This window comes from Aliifodinibius sp. S!AR15-10 (assembly GCF_031569985.1).
Classification (GTDB): Bacteria; Bacteroidota; Rhodothermia; order Balneolales; family Balneolaceae; genus JAMQKA01.
Genome location: NZ_JAMQKA010000007.1, coordinates 13,798 through 36,430, shown reverse-complemented (window position 1 = coordinate 36,430; position 22,633 = coordinate 13,798). Strand labels below are relative to the sequence as shown.

The following is a 22,633-nucleotide window of genomic DNA, read 5'->3' as shown; positions in this document are numbered from 1 at the left end:
AAAATTACCACCTTCCAACCTCTAACTTCCAATCTCTAGCCTCCATTCAACAACTTCGGATTTCCCCTGCTAATATTTTATCTTAGGCATCGTTATGAAATCTGTGGTCAATTTAATAGAAAACTAGTCTTGTAGAAAAATATGATCTGGCAGGATGCTTATTTCTTGTGGCTTTTATTGGTAATTCCCCTGCTTGCGGGTGGACTTTGGTGGTATTTCCAGCGATTGAGGGAGAAAAGAAAGCAATTTTTTTCGGATGATCTTTTTGAAAGCCTGCGCATCGGGTTTTGGCGAACGGGCGACCGCCTGAAAACCGTAACCTTGCTGGTGGGGTTGTCTTTCCTTGTGCTTGCCATTGCAGGACCCAAGGTGGGCACCCAAGTGCGAGAAGTTAAACGTCAGGGGGTAGACCTATTGATAGCGCTGGACCTTTCCGACAGCATGAACGCCGAGGATGTGAAGCCGAGTCGCCTGGAAAAGGCAAAATATGAGATTACACGGCTCATTGAGCGATTGAAAGGAGACCGCGTGGGACTTATCGTTTTTACCGGGGACGCCTATCTTCAGTCTCCCATGACGCTGGATTATTCTGCGCTCCGGCTGTTTTTGAATATTGCAGAAACCGACCAGATGCCCAGCTCCTCCACCGATTTCAGTGCGCCCATGGATGTTGCCCTGCGGGCATTTGATTCCCTGGATGAAGAGCAAAACCAGTCGAATGCCGCCAAAGTGATGCTGATTATTTCAGATGGTGAAAATCACGGGGCAGGATACTCTGATGCCTTGAATTCACTGGTTGAAAATAACATCTCTGTTTACACGCTGGGAATTGGTACTCGGTCAGGGTCCACCATTCCGCAATACAATTCCGATACCGGTTCGTTGATTGGATATAAACGTGATCAGAGTGGCAAGCTGGTCACCACACGGCTGCAGCCCGAGACCCTCAGGGATATCGCGAATCAGGGAGAAGGGGAGTATTACTCTATTGAGTCCGGTAGCGATGGCATCGATTCATTCCTTGGACGCATTGATGAGTTGGAGCAGGGAGAATTCGCCAGCCAGGAATATGCCGACTTTAAAAACCAGTATCAATTGATGGCTGGTATTGCACTCGGATTTATTTTTATTTCACTGTTACTTCCGAAATATCGCAAAGAATCTAAGAGCTGATATGGACCATGTGCGACGCACTTCCAAAGTGCGTCGCACATCTTACAGCTCTACTCGAAATTCTTTTTCTCATTCTTAAAATCTTCATCTGAAAGTAGTCCCTGCTGCCAAAGCCCGGTCAGATAATCCATTTTCTCCATTGATCCAGGTTTGTATTTGGGATCCGGTGTTTTCCGCACTCTCTTCTTCTCCTGCTGTTTTTTCTGAATGGCAACGGCTTTCTGAATGGTCTCCTTCAGCTGATGTGGTCGCTCCATCCCGATCAATTCCATGGAGACAGCCGAAGTTTTCAGCACAATCGTCCCAACCCCCAGCTTTTTGTTGATCCAGCTCTGTTGCACAGTCACTTCCTCAATGTTCACCAAGTCCAGGTTCCGGTGATACCTGGAATCCACAGAAGAGATTTGCGTATCTGTGATAATGTAATGGCTGCTGGTTTGTTTCCTCCTGACAAAATAAAGCGCAACCAGACCAATCCCGAACAGAGGCACCGCCAGAACTGATAACAGGTAGCGGATAAAATACTGTTTCCAGCTGGGTGATAGGGTGATCTTCTTTTCCGCACTTTCTTCTGCCATGGGAGGTGATACTGAAGGTGTTGGAGGTTAATTTTTAAGTAAATTTCGTATCTAATAACATAGGTAAAATTTAGCAAAACAAAAGCCGATACCGTTCAATTTTCCCGTTTTAGTTTCGTATATTAATCGGCCTTTGTAAATAAATATAAATGATTTGGCTGAGTGGCTCTGGTTCCATTTCTTATGAGGCAAATGAGGACCACTATGCAATACGAAATACACAAACAAACCGAAGTATTCACCTTAATTTGGTCAGTGTCAGCAACACTCATAATAATATCTAACACCTTCTAACGAATGAGGCTCAAACCCTGGAAATATGCCGTGGCCATCTGGATGACCTGCGTTCTGGTGGTAGGATTTCTGCTACCGATTCCCGACATCCCGATCCTCAAAGAGTCGGCACGCAACCTGTTTTTGCACGTACCGATGTGGTTCACCATGGCCGTTTGTTTTGGCGCGGGGCTGGTCTACAGTATCCGGTATCTAAACAATCAGTCGATGGAACTGGACCGCAAGGCTGAGTCTGCCACGCAGGTGGGACTCTTATTCGGAATTTGCGGGCTGATTACGGGTTCGCTCTGGGCGCGGTTCACGTGGGGCACGTGGTGGACGTTTGCCGAACCCCGCATGAATCTTTCTGCACTGGCGATGATGATCTACGTGGCTTATTTCGTTTTGCGCACTGCTTTTGACAACCCTGAAAAACGCGCCAAGCTTTCTGCGGTCTACAATGTATTTGCTGCCACTACGATCCCGTTTTTGTTGTATATCGTGCCACGGCAGCTGCCGAGCCTGCATCCCGGGGCTGAAGGAAACCCGGCATTTAGTGAAATTACGGCGCCCGAACTGCGTTATATATTTTATCCTGCAATTATTGGATTTATTGGGCTGTCCATTTGGTTGATTGAAATACTCAATCGGTACAAAAAAGTTAAATTTCAGATTGAAGAAACATCTATATGAGAAACTTTTGGGTCCAGGTACAAGAAGATACGCTTTCAGGCGTTGGCAAAGTCGATACGCTCACGCAGACTTATTCTCAGAAATGGCAAGCCGCTAGTGGTATGGAAGATGCCAGCCCACTGATACAGGCGGCAGCTTCTTATGACCTGATTTTTATTGTACTGGGCGTAAGTCTCATTATTTGGTTTATATTGTTATTTTTCATTATTCGAGTAGACAAGAAGGTCAGCAAACTGGAAGACCAGGTAACGCAACAAAACACAAAGTAAGCACATGAAACCCAAAGTAATAATCGGAATTATTGCCATAGTAGGATTTACCTCTCTTTTGATGTACAATTTTGGCAACAGCATCAGCACATATGTAAACTTTGAACAGGCCGAAGGTATGAACGGTGCCCATGTTGTAGGAAAATGGGATAATACCAAAGACTACGGCTTTTCAATGGAGAGCAAACGGTTCTCCTTCTTTATGGAAGACCAGGACGGGAATGTCCGCCGGGTTGTGTATCCCAAGCCGAAACCCAACAATTTTGAGCAGGCCGACCAGCTGGTAGTGATAGGGGAGATGGAAGACGGCGTTTTTTATGCCAATGATATGCTGATGAAATGTCCCTCCAAGTATAACAACGTGGATGCCTCCCAGTTTGAACAGGCCAAGGCCGGATAATGATCAAAACAATTAAATTATATCAGATCACAACGTTCTTTACGAATGAAGATTAGGTGATGAAGCCGGTAGCTTCGTTTAGCCTTTTTATTTGTCATTTGTGATTTCATCAAACACTCCTTCAATACTTCATGATAGGAATAGCAGGTAAAATTTTAATCTATGCCGCTTTTGCCACCAGTATTTTGGCTGGCATTGGTTATTTTTTGTATTCAAGCCAAGACGATAACCGATATTATCGAATTTCCAACTTGCTTTTTGGGATTAAAGGACTCCTTATTGTAGCGGCTTCGGGTCTGCTGATATACCTTATTTTAAATCACCAGTTTCAGTACTATTACGTTTACAACTATACCAGCAGTGACCTTCAGCTGAGATACCTTGTTTCCGCATTTTGGGGGGGACAAGAGGGTAGTTTTATGGTATGGATCCTGTTTTCCTTTTTTATCGGGCTGGGACTGATGAAATGGACCCGGAAACCATACCGGGGCCCCGTACTGTTCTTTCTCACGGTCACCCAGATTTTCCTCATCTCAATGATTGTCGGCATACCGATTGGTGATATTCAACTCGGCGCCTCCCCGTTCCGAACCCTGGCCGAGGAGATGCCCAATGCTCCGTTTATCCAGGCAAATCCCGATTTTATTCCCTCTGACGGCAAGGGACTTAATGACCTGCTTAAAAGTCCATGGATGATGATTCACCCGCCGATCCTGTTCCTGGGCTTTGCCATGATGACAATTCCATACTGCTTTGCAATGGCCGCTCTCTGGAAAGAGAAATACAATGAATGGATTCACCCGGCGCTGCCATGGACACTGGGCGCCAACGTTGCTTTGCTCACGGCAATTTTCCTCGGTGGATATTGGGCATATGTCACGCTGTCTTTCGGTGGCTACTGGGCGTGGGATCCGGTTGAGAACGCCTCCTTTGTTCCCTGGCTGATCGGTACGGCGGGCATCCACACCATGGTGATACAGAAAAAGAGTTCGACATCGCAAAAAGCCTCCATCATTTTTGCTATCCTGGCTTATGTGGCCATTGTCTACGAGACGTTCCTGACCCGTTCCGGTATACTGGCCGACTCATCGGTACACAGCTTTGTAGATTTGGGGCTCTACAATCAGCTGCTTGCGTTTATGTTTGTGGTTACGGCAGTCGGTGTAGGATTACTGATCTATCGATACAAAGATCTACCAAAGCAGAATAGTGAATCAAAGTTCTTGAGTCGCGAATTTATGACTTTTGCCGGCGCAATGGTTCTCTTCCTGCTCGGGCTCGTCATCATTTTAGGAACCAGTTCACCCATAATTGGACGACTCTTTGAGGCAAATCCCACACCGCCGGAGATCAGCTTTTATAACGAGTGGACGATGCCGTTGGCGATACTAGCTGCTTTTATGACAGTTCTTGGGCAGCACCTTTTCTGGAAACGCCAGGATGCGGAATCCCTGGCACGTGATCTTACTTGGCCGGTAGTTATCACCTGTGTGTTAACCCTGGCAACCATGATGCTTGGAAACGTGCGTAATTTTTATTACCTGCTCTATATTCTGGCGGGATGGTTTGCGCTAATCGGCAACGGTTTCATAATGGTCCGCCTCATGATGAAAAATCCCAAAGTAATTGGTGGCTCGTTGACACACGTAGGTTTCGGTATGCTGCTGCTGGGAATTTTGGCTTCCTCAGCATACAACGGGAACCTGCTTGATCTGTCCACCCACAACTACAATGAAGCGATTGCCGAGGGCAAGGTCACGGACGACCAGGGCGTGCCGGTACGGCAACCAGTAAACTTCCTGGAGTTAAAACTAAATCAGCCCAAAGTGGTGAACGGGAAGTATAAGGTAACCTACGAAGGCTATACGCTGGCCAACCAGGAGCGCCCCGGCCAGCAGCAGTATGAAATTAAATTTGAGCCGGTAGATGGCAATGGTCAGCAGTTTACACTTTATCCCGAAGTCTACCCGATGCTGGCGAGCTCTTCTGCAAACCGTATCGAGTGGTCTGTAGATCCGGATGTGTATACTTCCTTGATGAGTGACATCTATCTCTATGTTGCAGGCAGCTCATATGTGGAACAGAAGAACGAGCAGGTAAAAGGAAACAGCCCAGAAAATTCAACCATGCAGCCGGCATCTGCCACAGAACAAACCAAGGATTCCCTGGAGGTGCAAACCATAAGTCTGGGGCGCGGTGAGTCCATGCAGTTGGGTGGATATCAGCTCAATTTTTCCGATTACCGTCCTGCTGATAAGGAGTCATTGCCCGACAGCACTATCATTGCCGTTCGGGCCAACCTCGATTTTACGCATCGTGCCACCGGCGTCAGGGACACCCTGAATCCACTGTTTGCGATCTACAAAAAAGAGGGAAAGAGCTGGACGTATGCCCCGCCTGTGCAGTTACCCGGTAAGGACTTGTTCGTGCAGTTTACCAGCGTTGATCCGGCGACCGGGAAGATTGAGTTGAAAGTGCACGGCATTGAAGGACAGCCCAAAGAGGAATGGGTTCTGATCGTGGCCGAGGAAAAACCGTTTGTATCGGTGGTCTGGCTCGGTACATTTGTTCTTATGTTCGGCTTCAGCGTATCTATTTTCCGGCACTGGGACCGAGAACGAAAGAAATCATAGTAATTAGGTTTGTATCCCAATGAGAATGACGCTGCTGCTGATACTTCTCTTCATAATTTCCGGCAGCGGCTATTCACAGGACACCTCGCCGGGAACTAATAGCCCTGACCCCAAAATTGCATTCTTAAAGTCGCTGGCGATGCCGGGCTGGGGACATCATTATGTAGATAAATCTGATTGGACAAGGGGGCAATTTCATCTTGCGGCTGAGGCAGGCCTGGTACTCTCCTACGTTGGATTGAGAATTCATTCCAATAATCTACAACAAAATTGGTACACCTACGCCCGTTCTGAGGCTGGGGTAGACGTTGAGGGACGGGAACGCAATTTCAGGCTGGCTGTGGGCAATTTTGAGAGCCTGCAGGCATACAACGACTACCAGGAGCGCAGCAGAAACTGGAACCTGTTGTATGATGATATCCCTGAAAATCGTTGGAGCTGGACTGGCATTGATAACCGCAATAAATACCGGGACCTGCGGGAGCGGTTTGAGACAATCGATCAGCAACTGCCGGCTTTGCTCTCTCTTATGGTTGTGAACCGTGTTGTGAGCGCCATCAGTGCCTATAACAGGGCCAGGAAACAAGGTAGTGGTGGCACTGCTTCAGTGCATTTCACTCCTTATCAGGGAATGAGCGGGATTGTCGGACACCTTTCTATCCGTTTTTAAAGGCGATTCTACTTGGAATTTCTTTTGGAATTTTTGGCATCAAGAATACGATCGGGGATATCATACTCAGCTGAGAGCTCCCTCATTTTTTTGTAAAAGGCGTTTCGGTAATAACGGGGCATCTGGGATCCATTCTTAAAATAGCCGATATACTTTTCTTCCAATTCTGGATAGTGTTTTCGTATCGCTTTCAACATCAATGTTTTGCTGTCTGCAGGGCCGTTCCCAAACAACGTAATTGTTGCCGGTAAAAGATAGGCTACCTCTCTTTCCTTGAAGGTAGAATACATAAGGTGAAGGTGTTCCGTAGTATCGGTAATAAACGGTAGAAGTGGCATCATGCTGATCCCGGAGAGGAAACCCTCGTTTAAAACTTTATCCACCACTTGCAATCGGTCGGAGGGCCTGGTGGCACCTGGTTCAAATATTTTTGCAATTTCATCCTTTACCGTTGAAAATGAAAAGGAGATAATGGCACCTCGTTTCAGCTTGTTTTCTAAACCAGGAGGTATGACGGCCGATTCATCGATCTGGTGAAGCAGGTCAAAATCCCTTTCGACTAAATCCGATTTTGTGATGATATGCACCGGGAATCTATGTTTTAGGATGACTTGCAACGCCTTCCGGGTCATTTCGTAATCTTTATCCACCCGTAGATAGGGATCCGTGGCCGATGAAACTACAATTATGCCATACTGATTTTTCTTTGCACGATTAGCCAATTGTTTGTCCAGCAATTCAATCGCATTGGTTTTAACTGACAGACTTTTTTCAAGATTCTCCCCATATTTACTTCCGCGGATGTAGCAATACAAACAATTGAAGGAACAGCTACTATAAAGATTGATGGTATAGTCATCCAGGAACCAGTCGTCTCGTTTTTTCTTTTTGTTGAGGATCGAAGTTACTTCAATTTCCTTTGGCATGGTGATTTGCTATGTCGTGTCCCCGCAAGGGAGAGTGGGCTATCTCATTGTTGAACTCAGGTTATATTTATTACACTTTTGATTCCAGATTTTCTTGTGATTCTTTTCATTGTATTTTCCAGCATCATTTTAGTCAAATAAATATGGTGAAAAAGTGTGCCAAATCAACAAATCCCTAATCAATAAGTATCTTTAAAATTTATGCCACGATATAAGATTCTTGTCGAGTATGACGGGACCGACTATTACGGCTGGCAGCGACAGCCCGAGGGCCCGACAGTTGAGGGTGAGATTGAGGATGCACTATCGACGATTCTACGAGAACCGATCGATATAAAAGGGCAGGGGCGTACCGACAGTGGAGTCCATGCGGAGGCACAGGTCGCTCATTTCGATTACCCGGGAGAGCTTGACTCCCACCGAATTACATATGCCCTGCTCGGCGTGTTGCCAAAGGATATATCGGTATACTCCCTGGAGCAAGTACGTGATGATTTTCATGCACGGTTCGATGCAAAAAGCCGACGCTATCGCTTCCAAATAGTTACCCGGCCAAGCCCTCTTTTACACCGGCAAGCACAAATGGTTCTTAACGAACTGGATCTGGAGGCTATGCTAGCATGTGCAGAGTCAATCCTTGGGATTCATGATTTTGAGAGTTTTACCAAATCTGGGCCAGAGCAAGAGCGGACAAAATGCGATATTATGTTCTCAGAATTTGAAGTACGACAGCATATGATCATTTACCATATCCAGGCCAATCGTTTCCTCAGGCATCTTGTACGACGCTTGGTGGGCACGATGATCCAGGTTGGGAAAGGTCGCAAAAGTGTGGATGAGTTTTTGGATATACTAAAGAATCCTACTGACAAAGAGGGCGGACACGGGGCCCAGGCTAAGGGGTTGATACTGGAGAAAGTGGGGTACTAAAAAAGTTTCAAATTCGTCTTGACATGAGTTGCTTCAATACATTATATTTGTGCTCTCTTTGAAACGGTTGAAACATTTTGATTTTGACTGCCACATTCCTCGGTAGCTCAGTGGCAGAGCAAGCGGCTGTTAACCGCTGGGTCGTAGGTTCGAATCCTACCCGGGGAGCTGGAAAGACAGAAGGACTGATTAGCTAAAGCTGGTCAGTCCTTTTTTGTTGGAAACACACTCCAACCCAGCAGATTATTCCCCATTTTTTAAGTTCTCCATTTTTTACAATGATTATGAGTTTAACAAAAAGACAAGTACAGAATAAACAATAACATAGGGCATTAATATCGATTTGATTATATTAAATTGGTATAAGTCTAACAGAGAAGAGAACAGTTTGGGTAATATGAGATAAGTAAAATTATAATCTCAAAATTGGGAGAAGATATGGCTACTTATATAATACTCAGCACTATGAACATCGAAACACTCGATGAACCAAGTGATTTTACCAAGCGGGCATCCACGGTAAAAGAAAAGATCAAAGAAGAATGTCCAAATGTCACATGGAAACAAAGTTATGTGCTTATGGGGTCTTATGACATTTTGGATATTTTAGAGTCCAATAATCAAGAAGAGGTTGAAAAGGCTGCTATGATTATTCGGATTTATGGGCATTCAAATACCGAAACATTTGCAGCTTCCAAATGGGATGACTTCTTAAATATTTTGAAATAAAGCTATTCCCTGACTTTACTTCTGAAGTGGGGATGTATAGTCTTTTCTTTTTAGCTTCAATTTGGGAATGTGTAGAAATGCAGAAATTACACTATAACCCAATTATTTCACTTAATTAGACTACCTGACCTGGATCTTAATCCATTCGGCCACCGCCAGGTAGGTAGAGTCAGGGGCGAGATAGTATTTGACTTCGACACGTTGTCCCTCCTCGATATCGTTTACTGAAACCACCATGTTTTGCTGCTTAATCAGGCTTCTGTCCAGCCATATGCTGGTTGAATCAGATAGTCGGGCTGTGTGTACCTGCTCAAGAGTGTCCGTCAATGTTAGCGTGCCTTCAGACATATCCAGAGAGGTTACAGTACCTATTTGGGTGTACCCGGCAAGTCCCGGGGACTGACCTACAGGGATATAGATTTCAGTCGCTTTTTGGGCTGCAGCGGTATGCACCTCTCCGGCAGTTAATAATATCAGGAGACATCCGGTTACTGTGGCTAATTTATTCATCACTCGACTCACGGATTAAGTTCTATAAGTTCATTTCGTGTGCTGTCAAGTACCTGGGCCGCGGTTCTGGACGTTTCCCGCTTTCGTTCGTAATTATGAGCGTCGATCGCCTCCAGTGTTGCGTTGCGGGCCTCTTCCAGGTATTGCACCGCTTTGGGATGCAGCCCTCCGCTTCTTAAAACCATGATACAATCGTCAATCTCTTCAAGTGACTGGTTGAGAAGCCTGGTATACTCCACATTGCCGAGAAAATCTCTGTCGGCATAGGAGAGTAACAAGTCGCGAGCCTGTGCGATATTATCCAGTGTATTAATTACGCGCAGGAAATCGGCGACCGCCTCAACCTGCGTCGCATCCAAGTTTATCCCGCTCCCTGTAGCACCTTGAACGAGTTGACCAGCCGGAGAATTGTTGAACGCAGCTCCATTGTAGAAAGCTATCGATCCTTCGAGTGTTTCCACTGAATTATTATGGAAGAACGGGGGCGTATCGGCGGCTTCCACGAGTGAGGGAGTATTAAACTCCCCATTGCCGGGAATGCCGAATCCATCATCACGCGGTATAAGTTCACCGGTAAAGTCGGCGGGTTTGTCTGGAAGATCCTCCACACCGGTATTGAAGTTGAGATTGCCGGCTCCTTCTCCGAAGAGTGCGGGTGCGGCGTTGGCTCCGGCATTAAAGTGACACGCAAAGCATTTGCCGGAGGCGGGATCGGTGAATATGGTCTGTCCTCGTGCCGCTGCCTCATTTTTTAATGGCAGGGGCAACACCAGCTCCTCCTGCCTCCCAAGGGATAATTGAAATGCTTCAAGCGCGTCGAGCTCTTCCTCCGTCGGGAGGCGAAAGTCGACGCCGGGAATACGGTTGGTGGTTTTGGTAAAGTGCTGGATGACGGCACCGGTCGCAAACGATCGCAGGGAGAGATCACCCGGAGCCCCGTCGCCCGACCAGCCGGTCCTCGGCCCCTGTCCGCTGCTCACAGAATGCGTGAGTCCAAGCAGGTGGGGAATCCCCCGCATTGTGAATTTTTCCGGCAGGTTGTCAAATCCATCCAGGTTTTCCATGATCAGGCTGTGTTGTTCCATCAATATGGGATTTTCAAAATTTTCAGCCAGATCGGGATTGTTCTCTGCCACGAACAACGGGTCATCGTCCGGCAGGCCCCTGATAAAAGTGGGGTCCAGTGTAAAATTATTTTCGGCAGGGTGACAGGTTCCGCAGGTTCGGCCGTTTCCATTAAACGTTTCATTAAAGAAGATTTCTCTCCCTTGGGCAATCATTGGATCTCTTGGATCCGGTGGATCTATTTTCGGAGAACAAACCTGGACAAATACAATGATGATAGGTGAAATTATCAAAAACCGCATACCGTAATCCTGTTTTAAAAACTCCAGTAACGACTCGTCTTAAGATTACTTAAAAAAAGATTACTTGTCCATAAATGTTTGGTATAAGTTAATAATAAACAGTGGTTTGGTGTTTTACTAAAGGCGCCCTTTATCTTGCAAATAGAAGTTAGCTCAGCCCAGGTAACAGCCACATTCCAACAGATTCTGGAACGTGAGATTGAATTTAGCTGGGATTCTGAGAACTATTCCTTGAAATTCTTCATTTAATCGTCAATGAGAGCTGATTCATTGGCATTCCATCCCCTCGAAAGCTATAAAAAAGAATCGGAAGGATTTTCCCGCTATTGGTATCGAAACTGATGGTTTCAAAATCAAATATAGCTAGGTGTTTTTACCATTGGTTTCTGCTCTTTGTAAGGGATCCCCCTACAGTCTCATCAGTTGACGCCTCACATGGGAATTCCCAAAATATTTAATAGACTAATAATTGCTGTTGAGATATAGAGATTGAAAAGGTTCAGCATGATATTATAATTCATTTAAGAGTAAAAATTATAAAACGTAGGCATTGACAAAACATCATCATTAATCAGCAATTAGGAGGACTAGGTATGGGAAAGACGCATATTTTGAACAAAGAGCTGGAAAGCTTGCAATTTTCGGTATGGGACACAAATAGAAAGGAAGGACATTCCTATTTCGTTGGCGATGTGGTAGAAACCTCAAAATATTTACAAAATCATGAAATTGATAATATGGAGGTTTCAGCTCTCGATCTGGAGTATATGCACTCGCTGCAACCGGTATCTGCAGTCAAGTGGCTTATATGGTACTACCAGACGGCCCTGACACATCTCGAGGAAAATAATTTTGAGAAAACAGTGCTGGTACCGTATCCAACAAAATCACTCGAACTGGCAAGTTGAGGCATAGATCATATTAACATTCCCAAAATAAAGGCGTAACTGATGATTATGTTCAAAATTTTCTTGAAGTAGCATCGGGAACGTAAAGGCTTAATTAGATTTAAATAGTATATTACAGACAGGCGGCTTGGGGTGATGGGTGCTCAACAAAGCATTTCTGTTCACCCCAAACCCTTTTAAAAGAGATTTACAACCTCTGTCCGTCCGTTTAAAAGTGATTTAGGGCATTCCTGCGCTTTGAGATTGTAATTGCCGCAGACGTTTCAAAAAATTATTGGTAATTATGGCTGAAAGTGGTTAATAATGGAATGTGGAACTGCTCCGCTACATACATATAATATGAATTTTGGGGAAAGGAGTAGAGCATGCCTGATCTCAATGAGTTATCAAGTTCCGACAAGCATTCAGCTACCATTCATTTTTTTCGTGGGGAAATGAACCGCATGAATACGTGGCGGCGACGGCTGGATGTAACAACCAATTGGGCCATCATCACAACTGCCGCTTTTTTGTCATTCGGGTTTGGCAACGAGGAAGTCTCCCATCTGGTAATAATACTCGCAACAATTTTTGTGTTCTTTTTCCTGATTATTGAATCGCGACGCTACAAATATTATGACTTGTGGCGTTGGCGTGTAGCGTTGCTGGTTGAGAATTTCTATGCACCCATAATTTGTCCAGATCGCAAGCCCATGCAGAAACGCTGGCGGGAGTTGTTGAGCAGGGAGATGCAGCATACACAGTTTAAAATAAGCTTCTTTGAGGCGTTTGGGCGACGACTGCGTAGAAATTACGGGTGGATATTCTTTGTACTGGCTGGATGCTGGATTACCAAAGTTATGATTCACCCCGTACCGGCTGAAAGTATCCATGAAATTTGGGAGAGGGCCGGCATCTTTCACCTGGTTCCGGGATGGGTTGTTATTCTTACAGGTGTCCTTTTTAATGGCACGTTATTGGTTTGGGCCATTGTGACACTCAAGAAACGGAAAGAAGAAGTAATTATTTATCCAGCCAGCAAAAGCAAGTTTAAACTTACGAATTTGTAGACTGGTTTTAACACGGCATGGTCCAATTTCCAATATCAAGATCGAGTTCACAATTGAGGATCTCTGAACCCAGCTCCCACCGCTTGGTAAGTCCGCCGGCAACACCCACATTTCTATAGACCAACCGGATATCAGCCTCAATGGTATATGTCCAAGATACATAGCCTATACATTCCACCTGTTCGCCCCTTACACAGACCAGGTAAGAGCGTGCCTCAATTTTTACCTTGGCAGTTGTCTGCCTTCCACCAGGTTGATCCGGTTGTTCTATGACTTTGGCTTCATCGGGTATAAATCGCCCAACTAAACGTTCAATAGGAGCCTGTTGTTGGTCTCCACGATTGCAGAAGTTGGGGGAGTCGAGAACACCTGTAAGTCGCGAGGTACCACCTCCTGTTTGGGTACCCGGTATGTCATAGTCCCTAAATGGTTTACCAGGTGATTTGGGCCCCAGTTTCGGGGGGCTAAAATCAGGAGCGTCCGGCGGAAGTTCTCCGGGGTGGTAGTCCGGATTCCATTTGTCAAAGTGGTAATCGAGACCTGTGGCACCTTCAATCGGAGTAGTCACCTTCTTTTTTCGGTCATCGATGTAAAAGTGCAGATTCACAAATTGATACCAACGGTAATTCCCCATGCGTCCACAGTCGTTACCTTCTGCCGCGTCAAACCAGAGCCAGATATACGGCCGGGTATTATCGTCACCGTTAAGCGGTACTTCTGTTCGTCCGCGATGCACGGTTCCCTGGCGTTTGTCTTCCTCATTTTCAACCGGTACTGGTTCTTCCTCTTCTGGCGGATTATTCAGGGCTGGAATATCGTAGGTGAAATAGGGAACAAAAGTTGTTCTGAGAAACGGGGTGGCAATCGCTGTAGCTACTCCTACAAATATATAGATCCAGGCAGAAACGGTAGACCATTCATTAGAGCTACCCTGGAAAATTCCATAAGCAATAATAAGAGCGGCAACTGCAAAAAGAACTGCCGAAACACCGTCAAGTTTACTCCCCGACCTGAAGGAAGGCCGCCATGCGGGAAGTTTAAAGATTTCTGAATTTTTATTCTCTCTGTCAGTGAACTCAAATGCAAATTCTGAGGGTGTCTCCGGCATGGTTACATGGTTTATAAATTACGGTTTATTCATAGTTAAGATGTTATTTTTATTTAATTTATTACTCTTAGTGAAAACTGCAAATTTAGTCTGAGGTAATAAAAAGCAGTGTATTACCAAAGAAGAATATCATTCTTGATTTGATAACTCATTGCATTCATATTTAAAAAAATAATTCTGGGATTACATTGACACCTGTTGGTGAAGAATAATAATCGGATTAATGGGGAATAATCATGGATAAATATAATCGTCGTAAATTTATCAAAACGTCCGGTGGTGCACTTGCCGCAGCCATGACACCGGGTCTCAATTTTTTGAACCAGAACTGGCGCGACCCGTCAGATACTATTTCGGTTGGACTTATCGGCTGCCGCAGTATGGGGTTTGGACTGCTGCATCATGCCTTGAATCAGCCAGGAGTGGCATGCGCAGGTCTCTGTGATGTCGACCAAAATGTGTTGGAAAATCGAGCTTCGGATGTCAACAAACAGACAGGAAAGACCCCGAAGCTATATTCCGACTACCGCAAAATGCTAGAGGACAAGGATATCGATGCTGTTTTTATCGGCACGCCGGACCACTGGCACTGCCTGATCGCCATCCATGCAATGCAGGCTGGCAAACACGTGTATGTGGAGAAACCGCTGGCAAGAACAATCGCGGAAGGGGAATTGATAATGAAAGCAGCAGGGAAGTATGGGAAAGTGGTCCAGGTAGGTCAACATCAGCGTAGTGGAGTGCACTGGCAGGAGATTGCACGCATGATGCAAGCCGGTCATCTCGGAAAAATTAGAACCGTGAACCTGTGGGCAAACTTTGATTACGGGCAGGGACCCGAGCGCGTGCCGGACGAGGCGGTGCCTGAAGGCGTTAATTATGACATGTGGCTGGGGCCTGCACCCAAACGCCCGTTCAATCCCAATCGCTTCCACGGCGTGTGGCGATTTGACTGGGATTACGGCGGCGGACTTATTACAGATTGGGGCGCCCATCTCTTTGATATTCCCCTCTGGGCGCTCAACATACAGGGACCACCCAAATCAGTTAGTTCCATCGGCGGTATTTTTGCAGGAGGTGACCGCGCTATCGATATGGCTGACACACAGACCGTTATATACGAGTTTGACGATTTCAATATGGTTTGGGAGCACAACGGCGGCACCGAAACAGGCCCGTATGGCAGGAATTATGGTATCGCTTTCAAAGGTAACAACGGCACGCTCATTGTGAACCGGGAGGGATGGGAGATCATACCTGAAACGGAAGATGATAAACCGATCATAGAGGAAGTGCCATTCCAGGAGCCCGGGAAAAGAGGACACGAGTTTCACGTTGCCAACTTTCTGGACACCATCAGGGGAGAGGCGGAGCTAAATTGTCCGGTGGAAGCAGGATACCTGGCAGCATTTTACGGGCATATCGGGAATATCGCCCACAGAACGGGCGAGCGTCTTTCATGGGATAGCGGCACACTGGTTAACCGCAGCCAGTTTGAACACATCATAACGCCGCAATACCGAAAACCCTGGTCATTGCCTAAAATTTAATCAACTAGCTTTTCTCCCAAGCCGGTGTTCATTTTTGGTTTGGTCCAATTCCGTAAGAAGGGGAATGTTTGCACTTCAATGCATAAATATCTTTCTGAGCATTCGAGCGTAGATTTTTCACTTTGCTGAATTTTTTTAATGCATCCATCTGTTAAAAATATTGGCCATTTGTTGGCCGGAATATTTGTAAATATAGAGATTAAAATTAGACCTTTTGCTCTAGGCTCATAAGACGGTAGAGGAATAGACTGATTAAGTCAAAAACTGTCTGTGTTAATTTTTATTAGGTTGCCAAAGTTGCAGTTTTCTGGCTTCCTAAGACTGCGGCCGAATTGGCTGCCACTGCCATCCTGATCTGTTTTTTACCACATATCCAAGGTTTGGGAAAGGTGGAAAATGGTGGGCGAACACCAATATCTTTTCCTCTGCCGCACGATCAAAGATACGTCGCTTACTGATTGCAGCCTCCTTAGGCGACATATCAAAAGCTGGCAACCAATCCGGATGTTCTAAATGAAGTGGGTATAGAACAATGTCAGCAGCATGCAGAAGTGAATGACCATTGGAACTGATGGACAACGCGATATGGCCTGGCGTGTGGCCCGGTGTGGCAATAGCCTGGATGCCCGGCACAATTTCCGCCCCGTCCTCTATAAGGTTTAACCGATCTTGTACCGGGTGGAGGTTTTGGCGGGCGAAGTCAACGAATACCGGGTCCGTTTGCTCCACCGCGTTATCTGAGGTCCAAAACATCCACTCCGAATTGGCGATGAAGTAGCTGGCATTGGTGAATACTGGGTTGCCATCACCATCAAGGGTGCCCCCGATGTGGTCGGGATGAGCGTGTGTAAAGATGACCGTATCAATGTCTGCAGGATCGATACCTGCTGCTTCCATACTCTGAATCAGGTATCCCGTGAATGTGGTGGAATGATCCAGCCCTGGAAAGATTTCTTCGGCCGCTTTCCCCAAATTCCCCGCACCGGTATCAATGATCACCTTGTGCCGGCCGGCATTGACAAACAGGCAGGTGTAAGGCGTAGCAATTTGAGTTGTTGAGAGGTCGTGTTGACGCAGGGTCTCCGCAAGCTGCTCTTTTGGGACATTGGTAAAAAATGCCTCAAGCGGATAATTAAAACGGCCATCCAGTAGCGAAACACATTCAAAATCTCCCAGATTGAATTGATAATATTCAGATTTCATAATTCAATTACTCCTTTCTATAGGTGGTCCAGCATCTCTTTTCTCAATTCAGGTACCGTCAATAACGCTCCGGACATAATCCCTGACACTGGTCAGCTTCACTGGGAATGTCTCCAGGGTCTCGCGCATATCAATGGGATCACCATTTGCCAGGCACAGCATGAGGGCTGAGAATGATTGTTGCATGGGATCGGTTGCCTCATCCATCTGAGATTGCAGTGCCTCTTCCGGGATACTTTGCACTTCAAAGGTACGACCACTCGTTTCCTCGAAAAGCATTACAGCGTCTAACTGGGAAAGCTGTTCCGGACCACCCAGCTCTAATATGGCATCCTTTGCGGAAGGATTATCCAGGCATTCCACCGCAAATTGGGCAACATCTTTATATGAAATATAACTTGTGGGTTGTGTCCCATCACCGCAGAGTTGAACTTTGGCACTGTCAGGGTCAAATCCCACAGATTTGGTCAACCAAACCTCCATAAAGAAGCTGGGCCGTAAAATAGTGTATTCAATTCCACTCTCCACGAGATGTTGCTCAACAGATCGTTTGGCATTTCTGAGGGGAAAATTGAGATCGATCTGTCCTGAAAAAGAGGTATAAATTAAATGATTAACACCATTAGCCCTGGCTTCGTCTATGAGATCAAACATCCCATCATGGTCCACTTTTTCTATGTCATTTTCTCCGGCTAGATACGAAAAGGGCATGGATGAGATGGTGGTGATGACTGCGGTTACCCCCTGTAAAGCAGGCCTCAGGGTAGAACGTTCTCGCAAGTCGCCCTGGACAATTTGGATGCCAAGACTTTCTAGTTTTTCGACTTTTGTTTGTTCTGACGTCTCTCTTACCATCGCCCGTACAGGCTTCCCTTCGGCAATAAGCAAACGGCAAATCTCACTGCCGACCATCCCGGTTGCTCCAATAATCAAGTTCATTGCTCTCCTCGTTTTGTTACTGATTGGTAATATTTCCTGCTATTTATTTACTTCATCGAATATGCATTTCAGGTATGGTTTCCAATAGACCAGTTCCCATGCTCCGGGCTGCTTAATGACCCGGGTATGGCGGTTCAGTCACGGCATGTGGATCTCATTTAAGCTTATCATAAAGATACAGGAGAGCAGATAATCTCGCTTACAACTATGTTGAAAAGAATTTAAATATTGTTTGATGACTTTAAATTATATTCCAGAGTTATCCTTGTTATCCTGAAGGGGGGATCTGCTAAAGCCAACGGATGTGGTATATTGTCCAATGGAAAATGGGAAAACTGCTGCTCGGTTCCTGGTTTCTACAGCACCGTGATTTTGAAATACATACTGCTTGGTGATATAGTCATACCATATAGAATTCCCAGGATATACGATCGGGATCTTTAAAATTCACATACAGTTTACCAAGCGTTTCATCTTTTTTTATGCCGGTGTTTTCTATTCCTGCATCGGCCAGGGCTGTGGCGACACGTTTAAGTTCAGATTCGTTCTCGCAACCCAGTGCCAGGTGGTCTAGGCCAGTGCGTAAGGACTTAAACTCACCGGGTTCCTGCGCGGGAAGAATGCCTATAGCCGTGTTACCAGCAAGAAAAATAACCAGGTTTTCCTGTTCATGTGCTATTTGAAAACCCAAGATATCAATATAGAAGTTGCGTGCGTGCTCAAAATCACTAACCCGCAGTGATATGTGGTGGATTCCAGGTGTTTTCATATTAATGCTCATAGCTCCTCCTCAAGGTGAAAGTAATTTTATAATTAACGTATTTGGTAGTCTCATATCATTTATTGAAGGTCACTTTTTTGAAAACTGAGAGGGCGAAATGTATAGCCTGCTCCAATGTCCTGTCATGTCCCTTTGCGTTTGTCGCTTCAAAAGTTTTTACTCCAAGCGTTACATTTAGCTTAGTTTGAAGTTCGCCAATTTCTTTTCTGAGATGGGGTGGACGAGGTGCCCCCATTGTTTCGCGAAGTCTACTCGATGTACCCAGCAGTTCGGCGGCTAGTTTGTATGCATTCCGTTTACTGGCTAGCCTCACAAACCCTTCCAAACATTCGATGATCCCTAATGTATCCTTCATTTCATTTCGAAGAATCAAGCTTTTCAGAAGATGTGCAGTTGCTGACTTATGGTTGTCCCGCGATAATGAAACGATTCCCAGTCGGTGCAGGGATTGAGCGATGCACCACTTATCCTGCGTGGCCTCGCGTAGTGTCAGGCTTTTTTTATGGGCTTCCTCCGCCTTTACAAGGTCTCCTCTAGCAAGCAGGTCGTCGCCCTTCACTCTGAGCGAAAAGGCCAGCCCATACTTACTGCCTATTTCCTTTTCAATGGGGATTCCTTTCTCTTTCATAAGAGCTAGGGACTTCGCATATTCACACTGGTCATGCAGCAGATCGGCAAAGATATTGAGAGCAAAAGCATAAAGTTGCTTGTCGCCAAGTTCTTCAAACCTTTGCATTCCTTCCTGGAGCCGCCGTCTCGCTTCTCCAAAGCTGCCATTTTTCGACTCCACCCAGCCAAGTAATATTAATGAAAAAGCTATGCCACGTTCGTTTTCTGCATCTTGTCGCAACTTCAAACTACGGGAATAAAAAGAGAACGCATCCGACAAACGTCCTTGATGCAATGCAACAAAGCCCAAATTAGTCAACGAAGTCGCGATACCGGTTTCATCCCCCAAGGCATGGAACAGGTCCATGCCTTGCTTCGATAGCTCACAGGATTCCTCGTAATTTCCCAAACGCCATTCCAGCCATCCAAGACTGTTGAGCGTTCGGGCAATCCCTTTTTTATTATCTAGTTTGCGCAAAATAGCCAGGCTTTTGGAAAAGTATGACCTCGCTGAAGCATAGTCTCCCTGGTTTTGTGCCAACGTACCGGCATGTGACAAGACGGTAGCTAGCAGTTCCGTTTGTTTATGGTTGGCAGCTATTTCAATGATCTTGGAGAGCTTGGAGCGACCTTCCGTTAGGTAACCCCGCACCAACCAAAACCGGTATAAGGCCTTACCAAATTGAAGGGCACTTTTGGTATCCGGGTCCCCGGTAAGATATCGGTCTAGTGCTATTCGGAGGTTATCGTGTTCTTGCTTCAGTTTGTCAAGGCCCTTCTCTTGGTGAGGACCAGTTAGATTTTCTTTGACACGTTCTGCAAACCTCAGGAAAAACTCTCGATGCTTCCGCTCTAATGATCTACGTTCGCCATGGTCCTCGACTTCTTCCCTAGCAAAATCACGGACAGTTTCAAACATATGAATGCGCGGTTCAAGTTCCGCCTGGTCGTTCTTCCACAAAAGATTCTTATCCAACAGGGAGGCAATGCCTTCTTCAATAGTAAAGTTCAGGTCTTTTTCTGGGTTGCAAACTGCATTGATGGCATCAAATGTACAACCACCCTGAAAAATAGCCAGCTGTCTCAGCAGTCTTTTCTCGTCATCATTGAGTAAGTTATAACTCCACAAAATGGTAGCACGAAGTGATTGCTGACGCTGTGACAGATCTCTTGGACCAGTATTCAACAAATCTAATTTATTCCCCAATCTTTTTTGTAGTGCGTGCGGAGAAAATAATTTTATTCTGGGTGCAGCAAGTTCAATAGCCAGCGGGAGCCCATCCAGGCGGCCACAAATATCAATGACGGCTTCAGCATTTTCATCAGTTAGAGAAAAATCGGGTTTGATGCTCCGTGCCCGTTGAACAAATAGGTCAATAGCTTCATATTTCAAAAGCGATTCTTTTGTAAAGCTTGCGTTTAGATTTGGGTGCGTAAGCGGCTCAACAGGGAATTCATACTCGCCACTAATATGCAGGGGCTCACGGCTGGTCACCAGAATTTTGAGCTTGGGACAGTGTAAGAGAAGTTCACTGACCAAGGGAGCTGAGCTAATTACATGTTCAAAGTTGTCGAGAAGGAGTAGTGCCTGTTTATCATGTAACTTTTCATAGATTTTATTCCAGATTGAGATAACGCCATCAATTCGCATGCCCAGTGATTGTGCAATAGAAGAAGCGACTAACTCGGGATCGGAAATATTTGCTAGAGAAATAAAATAAATCCCATCAACAAATACACCTGTACATTCCCACATTGACTGAATACCCAATCGCGTTTTCCCGGTTCCTCCGGGTCCGGTAAGAGTAAGCAGTCTTACGTTAGATATTAATCTTTGTATTTCTTTAATCTCGTGTTTACGGCCAACAAATGATGTTAAAAACTTGGGCAGAGTTGAGCGAAAGCCGGAGACCTCAGCCTTGTCTTTAAAAACTTTGCTTGGTGGGAAGTCATAATAATCATGAAAACACTTACTGAAGTATGTATGGCTGTTGAAGCCAACTTTGTAAGCGATTTCTGAAATAGTTGCCACGCGAGTTTTGAGTAACTCCATAGCATGTTGCAGCCGGATCTCACGAATAAATTGTGAGGTTGATTTATTCATGAGCTGTTGGAGTTTTCGATGAATTTTGGACCGGCTCACCCCGGCCTTGAATGCCAGATCGGTGACATTGAACTGTTCATCGCCAAGATTTTCTTCAACAACAGCGGTTAGCTTCTTGAGAAAGGCATCATCCATGGAGGACCCCTTAACCATAACCAGTCCCTGCTAATTTTTAACCTTTATTGAACGATCTGCGTCTCAGTTAGTATATACCATAACCGAAGAATTGCGATACCAGCACTGTAATATCAATTTAGCACTCCTGTCTTCAAAAGCAAGGGAGTAATGAGATCACATCTAAAAACACCTTATAGATGTATTGATACTATATTGATAGAAAAGGATTGATGAGAGGGTAGGCACTCAGTCTCCAGATTTTGTTAACAGGATCGACATCAAGCATTTCAAGAAGGGATCATTTGCAACATATAAGCAAAAATTTGTGACATAATTTAAAACCTTTTCAACATCATTGGTAGGTTCCATTCCACCCTTTTTCCCATCTTGATTTAGAGAGCTGTTATAAGTCTCAACTAGTGATAAAACCATCATCAAAACACCAATACCATGAAGACACTCAATTTTGTTGCACTTACCGCGCTTAGTGTATCCCTTATTTTTGCCTGTGATGTCAGCCAGGCAATAGAAGGACTTCAGCAGGAAGAAGTTTCTGAAATAACAGAACAGGAAAAAGTGGCTGGAAGGTGGTTTAACAGACATTATCGAACTGTTCCATTTAAAGCAAATTTTTTCACAGTCCTAAATGAAGAGGAAGTTGTGGCAAATCCGGACGCATGCGACACACCCCCGTTTACTGCATACAATGTACAGGATGGTTCTGGTGAGGCAACTCATCTGGGGAGATTCACCACACACATAACTTTTTGTGGTGATATTACGGAACTGCTGCCCGGCGATGACAGCCCGGGAGTCTTAGAGCCTGGAGAATCCTTGCCTTACGATAGTGGGGTTGGCTCTTTTATAGCCTCAAACGGTGACAAATTATACTTTACCGCTTCCGGGGAAGTGTTGCCTAGCGACCATCCCGATTATGATTTCGAGTTCCATGACGTATTCATATTCACGGGTGGAACAGGTAGATTTGCGGGAGCTAAAGGCCGTGGAATGATGGACAGTTTTGTTGATCTGGCAACAGATAGAACCGACCACCGATGGACCGGTACGCTCAAGTTACCCAAGTAAAAAAGTTCCACTCCTTCAGATCAGATAT

General features: G+C 45.4%; 21 protein-coding genes and 1 tRNA gene. 13 read left to right on the top strand and 9 right to left on the bottom strand.

The genetic code is table 11. The features are described 5' to 3' along the window. Positions 1-141: 141 nt before the first annotated feature. A complete protein-coding gene (locus NC796_RS06825) occupies positions 142-1,173 on the top strand; it encodes a VWA domain-containing protein (RefSeq protein WP_310683303.1) in 1,032 nt (343 codons plus the stop codon). A gap of 50 nt (positions 1,174-1,223) precedes the next feature. Here the strand turns inward: NC796_RS06825 and NC796_RS06820 are convergent, their stop codons facing one another. Beyond that, positions 1,224-1,751: a PH domain-containing protein gene (locus tag NC796_RS06820; protein ID WP_310683301.1), complete on the bottom strand. Its 528-nt coding sequence runs from the start codon at positions 1,749-1,751 to the stop codon at positions 1,224-1,226. 297 nt (positions 1,752-2,048) lie between these two features. Between NC796_RS06820 and ccsA the strand changes: the two genes are divergently transcribed. The 5 genes from ccsA to NC796_RS06795 all read left to right on the top strand — a co-directional run bounded on the left by ccsA (position 2,049) and on the right by NC796_RS06795 (position 6,689). Beyond that, on the top strand, positions 2,049-2,717 hold the full coding sequence (gene ccsA, locus NC796_RS06815; RefSeq protein ID WP_310683300.1) for a cytochrome c biogenesis protein CcsA: 669 nt from the start codon (positions 2,049-2,051) through the stop codon (positions 2,715-2,717). After that, positions 2,714-2,986: a hypothetical protein gene (locus NC796_RS06810; RefSeq protein ID WP_310683299.1), complete on the top strand. Its 273-nt coding sequence runs from the start codon at positions 2,714-2,716 to the stop codon at positions 2,984-2,986. The genes ccsA and NC796_RS06810 overlap by 4 nt, the downstream gene beginning before the upstream one ends. Positions 2,987-2,990: 4 nt before the next feature. Next, a complete protein-coding gene (locus tag NC796_RS06805) occupies positions 2,991-3,386 on the top strand; it encodes a cytochrome c maturation protein CcmE (protein WP_310683297.1) in 396 nt (131 codons plus the stop codon). Between the two features lie 131 nt (positions 3,387-3,517). Further along, positions 3,518-6,019, top strand: a complete 2,502-nt coding sequence (locus tag NC796_RS06800; RefSeq protein WP_310683295.1) for a cytochrome c biogenesis protein CcsA — start codon at positions 3,518-3,520, stop codon at positions 6,017-6,019. Positions 6,020-6,038: 19 nt separating this feature from the next. Continuing rightward, positions 6,039-6,689: a hypothetical protein gene (locus tag NC796_RS06795; protein ID WP_310683293.1), complete on the top strand. Its 651-nt coding sequence runs from the start codon at positions 6,039-6,041 to the stop codon at positions 6,687-6,689. An 8-nt stretch (positions 6,690-6,697) separates the two neighbouring features. Here NC796_RS06795 and NC796_RS06790 read toward each other — a convergent pair whose 3' ends face one another. Beyond that, positions 6,698-7,615, bottom strand: a complete 918-nt coding sequence (locus NC796_RS06790; protein WP_310683291.1) for a radical SAM protein — start codon at positions 7,613-7,615, stop codon at positions 6,698-6,700. A gap of 201 nt (positions 7,616-7,816) precedes the next feature. Here NC796_RS06790 and truA point away from each other — a divergent pair, with 201 nt between their 5' ends. From truA to NC796_RS06775, 3 genes are all read left to right on the top strand, one after another. Further along, positions 7,817-8,545: a tRNA pseudouridine(38-40) synthase TruA gene (gene truA / locus NC796_RS06785; RefSeq protein ID WP_310683290.1), complete on the top strand. Its 729-nt coding sequence runs from the start codon at positions 7,817-7,819 to the stop codon at positions 8,543-8,545. A 96-nt stretch (positions 8,546-8,641) separates the two neighbouring features. Continuing rightward, positions 8,642-8,713 (top strand) — tRNA-Asn (locus NC796_RS06780). A gap of 270 nt (positions 8,714-8,983) precedes the next feature. Next, positions 8,984-9,274: a GYD domain-containing protein gene (locus NC796_RS06775; RefSeq protein WP_310683288.1), complete on the top strand. Its 291-nt coding sequence runs from the start codon at positions 8,984-8,986 to the stop codon at positions 9,272-9,274. Between the two features lie 120 nt (positions 9,275-9,394). Here the strand turns inward: NC796_RS06775 and NC796_RS06770 are convergent, their stop codons facing one another. Further along, positions 9,395-9,784 carry a DUF5666 domain-containing protein gene (locus NC796_RS06770; protein WP_310683286.1) on the bottom strand — a complete coding sequence of 130 codons (390 nt, stop codon included), beginning with the start codon at positions 9,782-9,784 and terminating at the stop codon, positions 9,395-9,397. Between the two features lie 8 nt (positions 9,785-9,792). Next, positions 9,793-11,151, bottom strand: a complete 1,359-nt coding sequence (locus tag NC796_RS06765; protein WP_310683284.1) for a hypothetical protein — start codon at positions 11,149-11,151, stop codon at positions 9,793-9,795. A gap of 593 nt (positions 11,152-11,744) precedes the next feature. Between NC796_RS06765 and NC796_RS06760 the strand changes: the two genes are divergently transcribed. Both NC796_RS06760 and NC796_RS06755 read left to right on the top strand, forming a co-directional pair. Further along, positions 11,745-12,059, top strand: coding sequence for a hypothetical protein (locus NC796_RS06760; RefSeq protein WP_310683282.1), 315 nt, complete (start codon positions 11,745-11,747; stop codon positions 12,057-12,059). Between the two features lie 365 nt (positions 12,060-12,424). After that, positions 12,425-13,108 (top strand): DUF2270 domain-containing protein, encoded by a 684-nt coding sequence (locus tag NC796_RS06755; RefSeq protein ID WP_310683280.1) that lies wholly within the window; start codon positions 12,425-12,427, stop codon positions 13,106-13,108. 7 nt (positions 13,109-13,115) lie between these two features. Here the strand turns inward: NC796_RS06755 and NC796_RS06750 are convergent, their stop codons facing one another. Next, the gene (locus NC796_RS06750) at positions 13,116-14,216 is read right to left on the bottom strand and encodes a hypothetical protein (protein WP_310683277.1); all 1,101 of its coding nucleotides are present in this window, start codon (positions 14,214-14,216) and stop codon (positions 13,116-13,118) included. Positions 14,217-14,452: 236 nt separating this feature from the next. On the opposite strand from NC796_RS06750, the gene NC796_RS06745 reads away from it, so the two are divergent. Next, positions 14,453-15,766, top strand: a complete 1,314-nt coding sequence (locus tag NC796_RS06745; protein WP_310683275.1) for a Gfo/Idh/MocA family oxidoreductase — start codon at positions 14,453-14,455, stop codon at positions 15,764-15,766. Between the two features lie 315 nt (positions 15,767-16,081). Here NC796_RS06745 and NC796_RS06740 read toward each other — a convergent pair whose 3' ends face one another. The 4 genes from NC796_RS06740 to NC796_RS06725 all read right to left on the bottom strand — a co-directional run bounded on the left by NC796_RS06740 (position 16,082) and on the right by NC796_RS06725 (position 21,537). Beyond that, on the bottom strand, positions 16,082-16,969 hold the full coding sequence (locus NC796_RS06740; RefSeq protein WP_310683273.1) for an MBL fold metallo-hydrolase: 888 nt from the start codon (positions 16,967-16,969) through the stop codon (positions 16,082-16,084). Positions 16,970-17,017: 48 nt separating this feature from the next. Continuing rightward, a complete protein-coding gene (locus NC796_RS06735; RefSeq protein WP_310683271.1) occupies positions 17,018-17,908 on the bottom strand; it encodes an SDR family oxidoreductase in 891 nt (296 codons plus the stop codon). Between the two features lie 400 nt (positions 17,909-18,308). Then, positions 18,309-18,689 carry a VOC family protein gene (locus NC796_RS06730; RefSeq protein WP_310683269.1) on the bottom strand — a complete coding sequence of 127 codons (381 nt, stop codon included), beginning with the start codon at positions 18,687-18,689 and terminating at the stop codon, positions 18,309-18,311. A gap of 55 nt (positions 18,690-18,744) precedes the next feature. Beyond that, complete coding sequence (locus NC796_RS06725) at positions 18,745-21,537, bottom strand: tetratricopeptide repeat protein (protein WP_310683267.1); 2,793 nt, start codon at positions 21,535-21,537, stop codon at positions 18,745-18,747. Positions 21,538-21,969: 432 nt separating this feature from the next. On the opposite strand from NC796_RS06725, the gene NC796_RS06720 reads away from it, so the two are divergent. Further along, on the top strand, positions 21,970-22,605 hold the full coding sequence (locus tag NC796_RS06720) for a hypothetical protein (RefSeq protein ID WP_310683265.1): 636 nt from the start codon (positions 21,970-21,972) through the stop codon (positions 22,603-22,605). Positions 22,606-22,633: the final 28 nt, after the last annotated feature.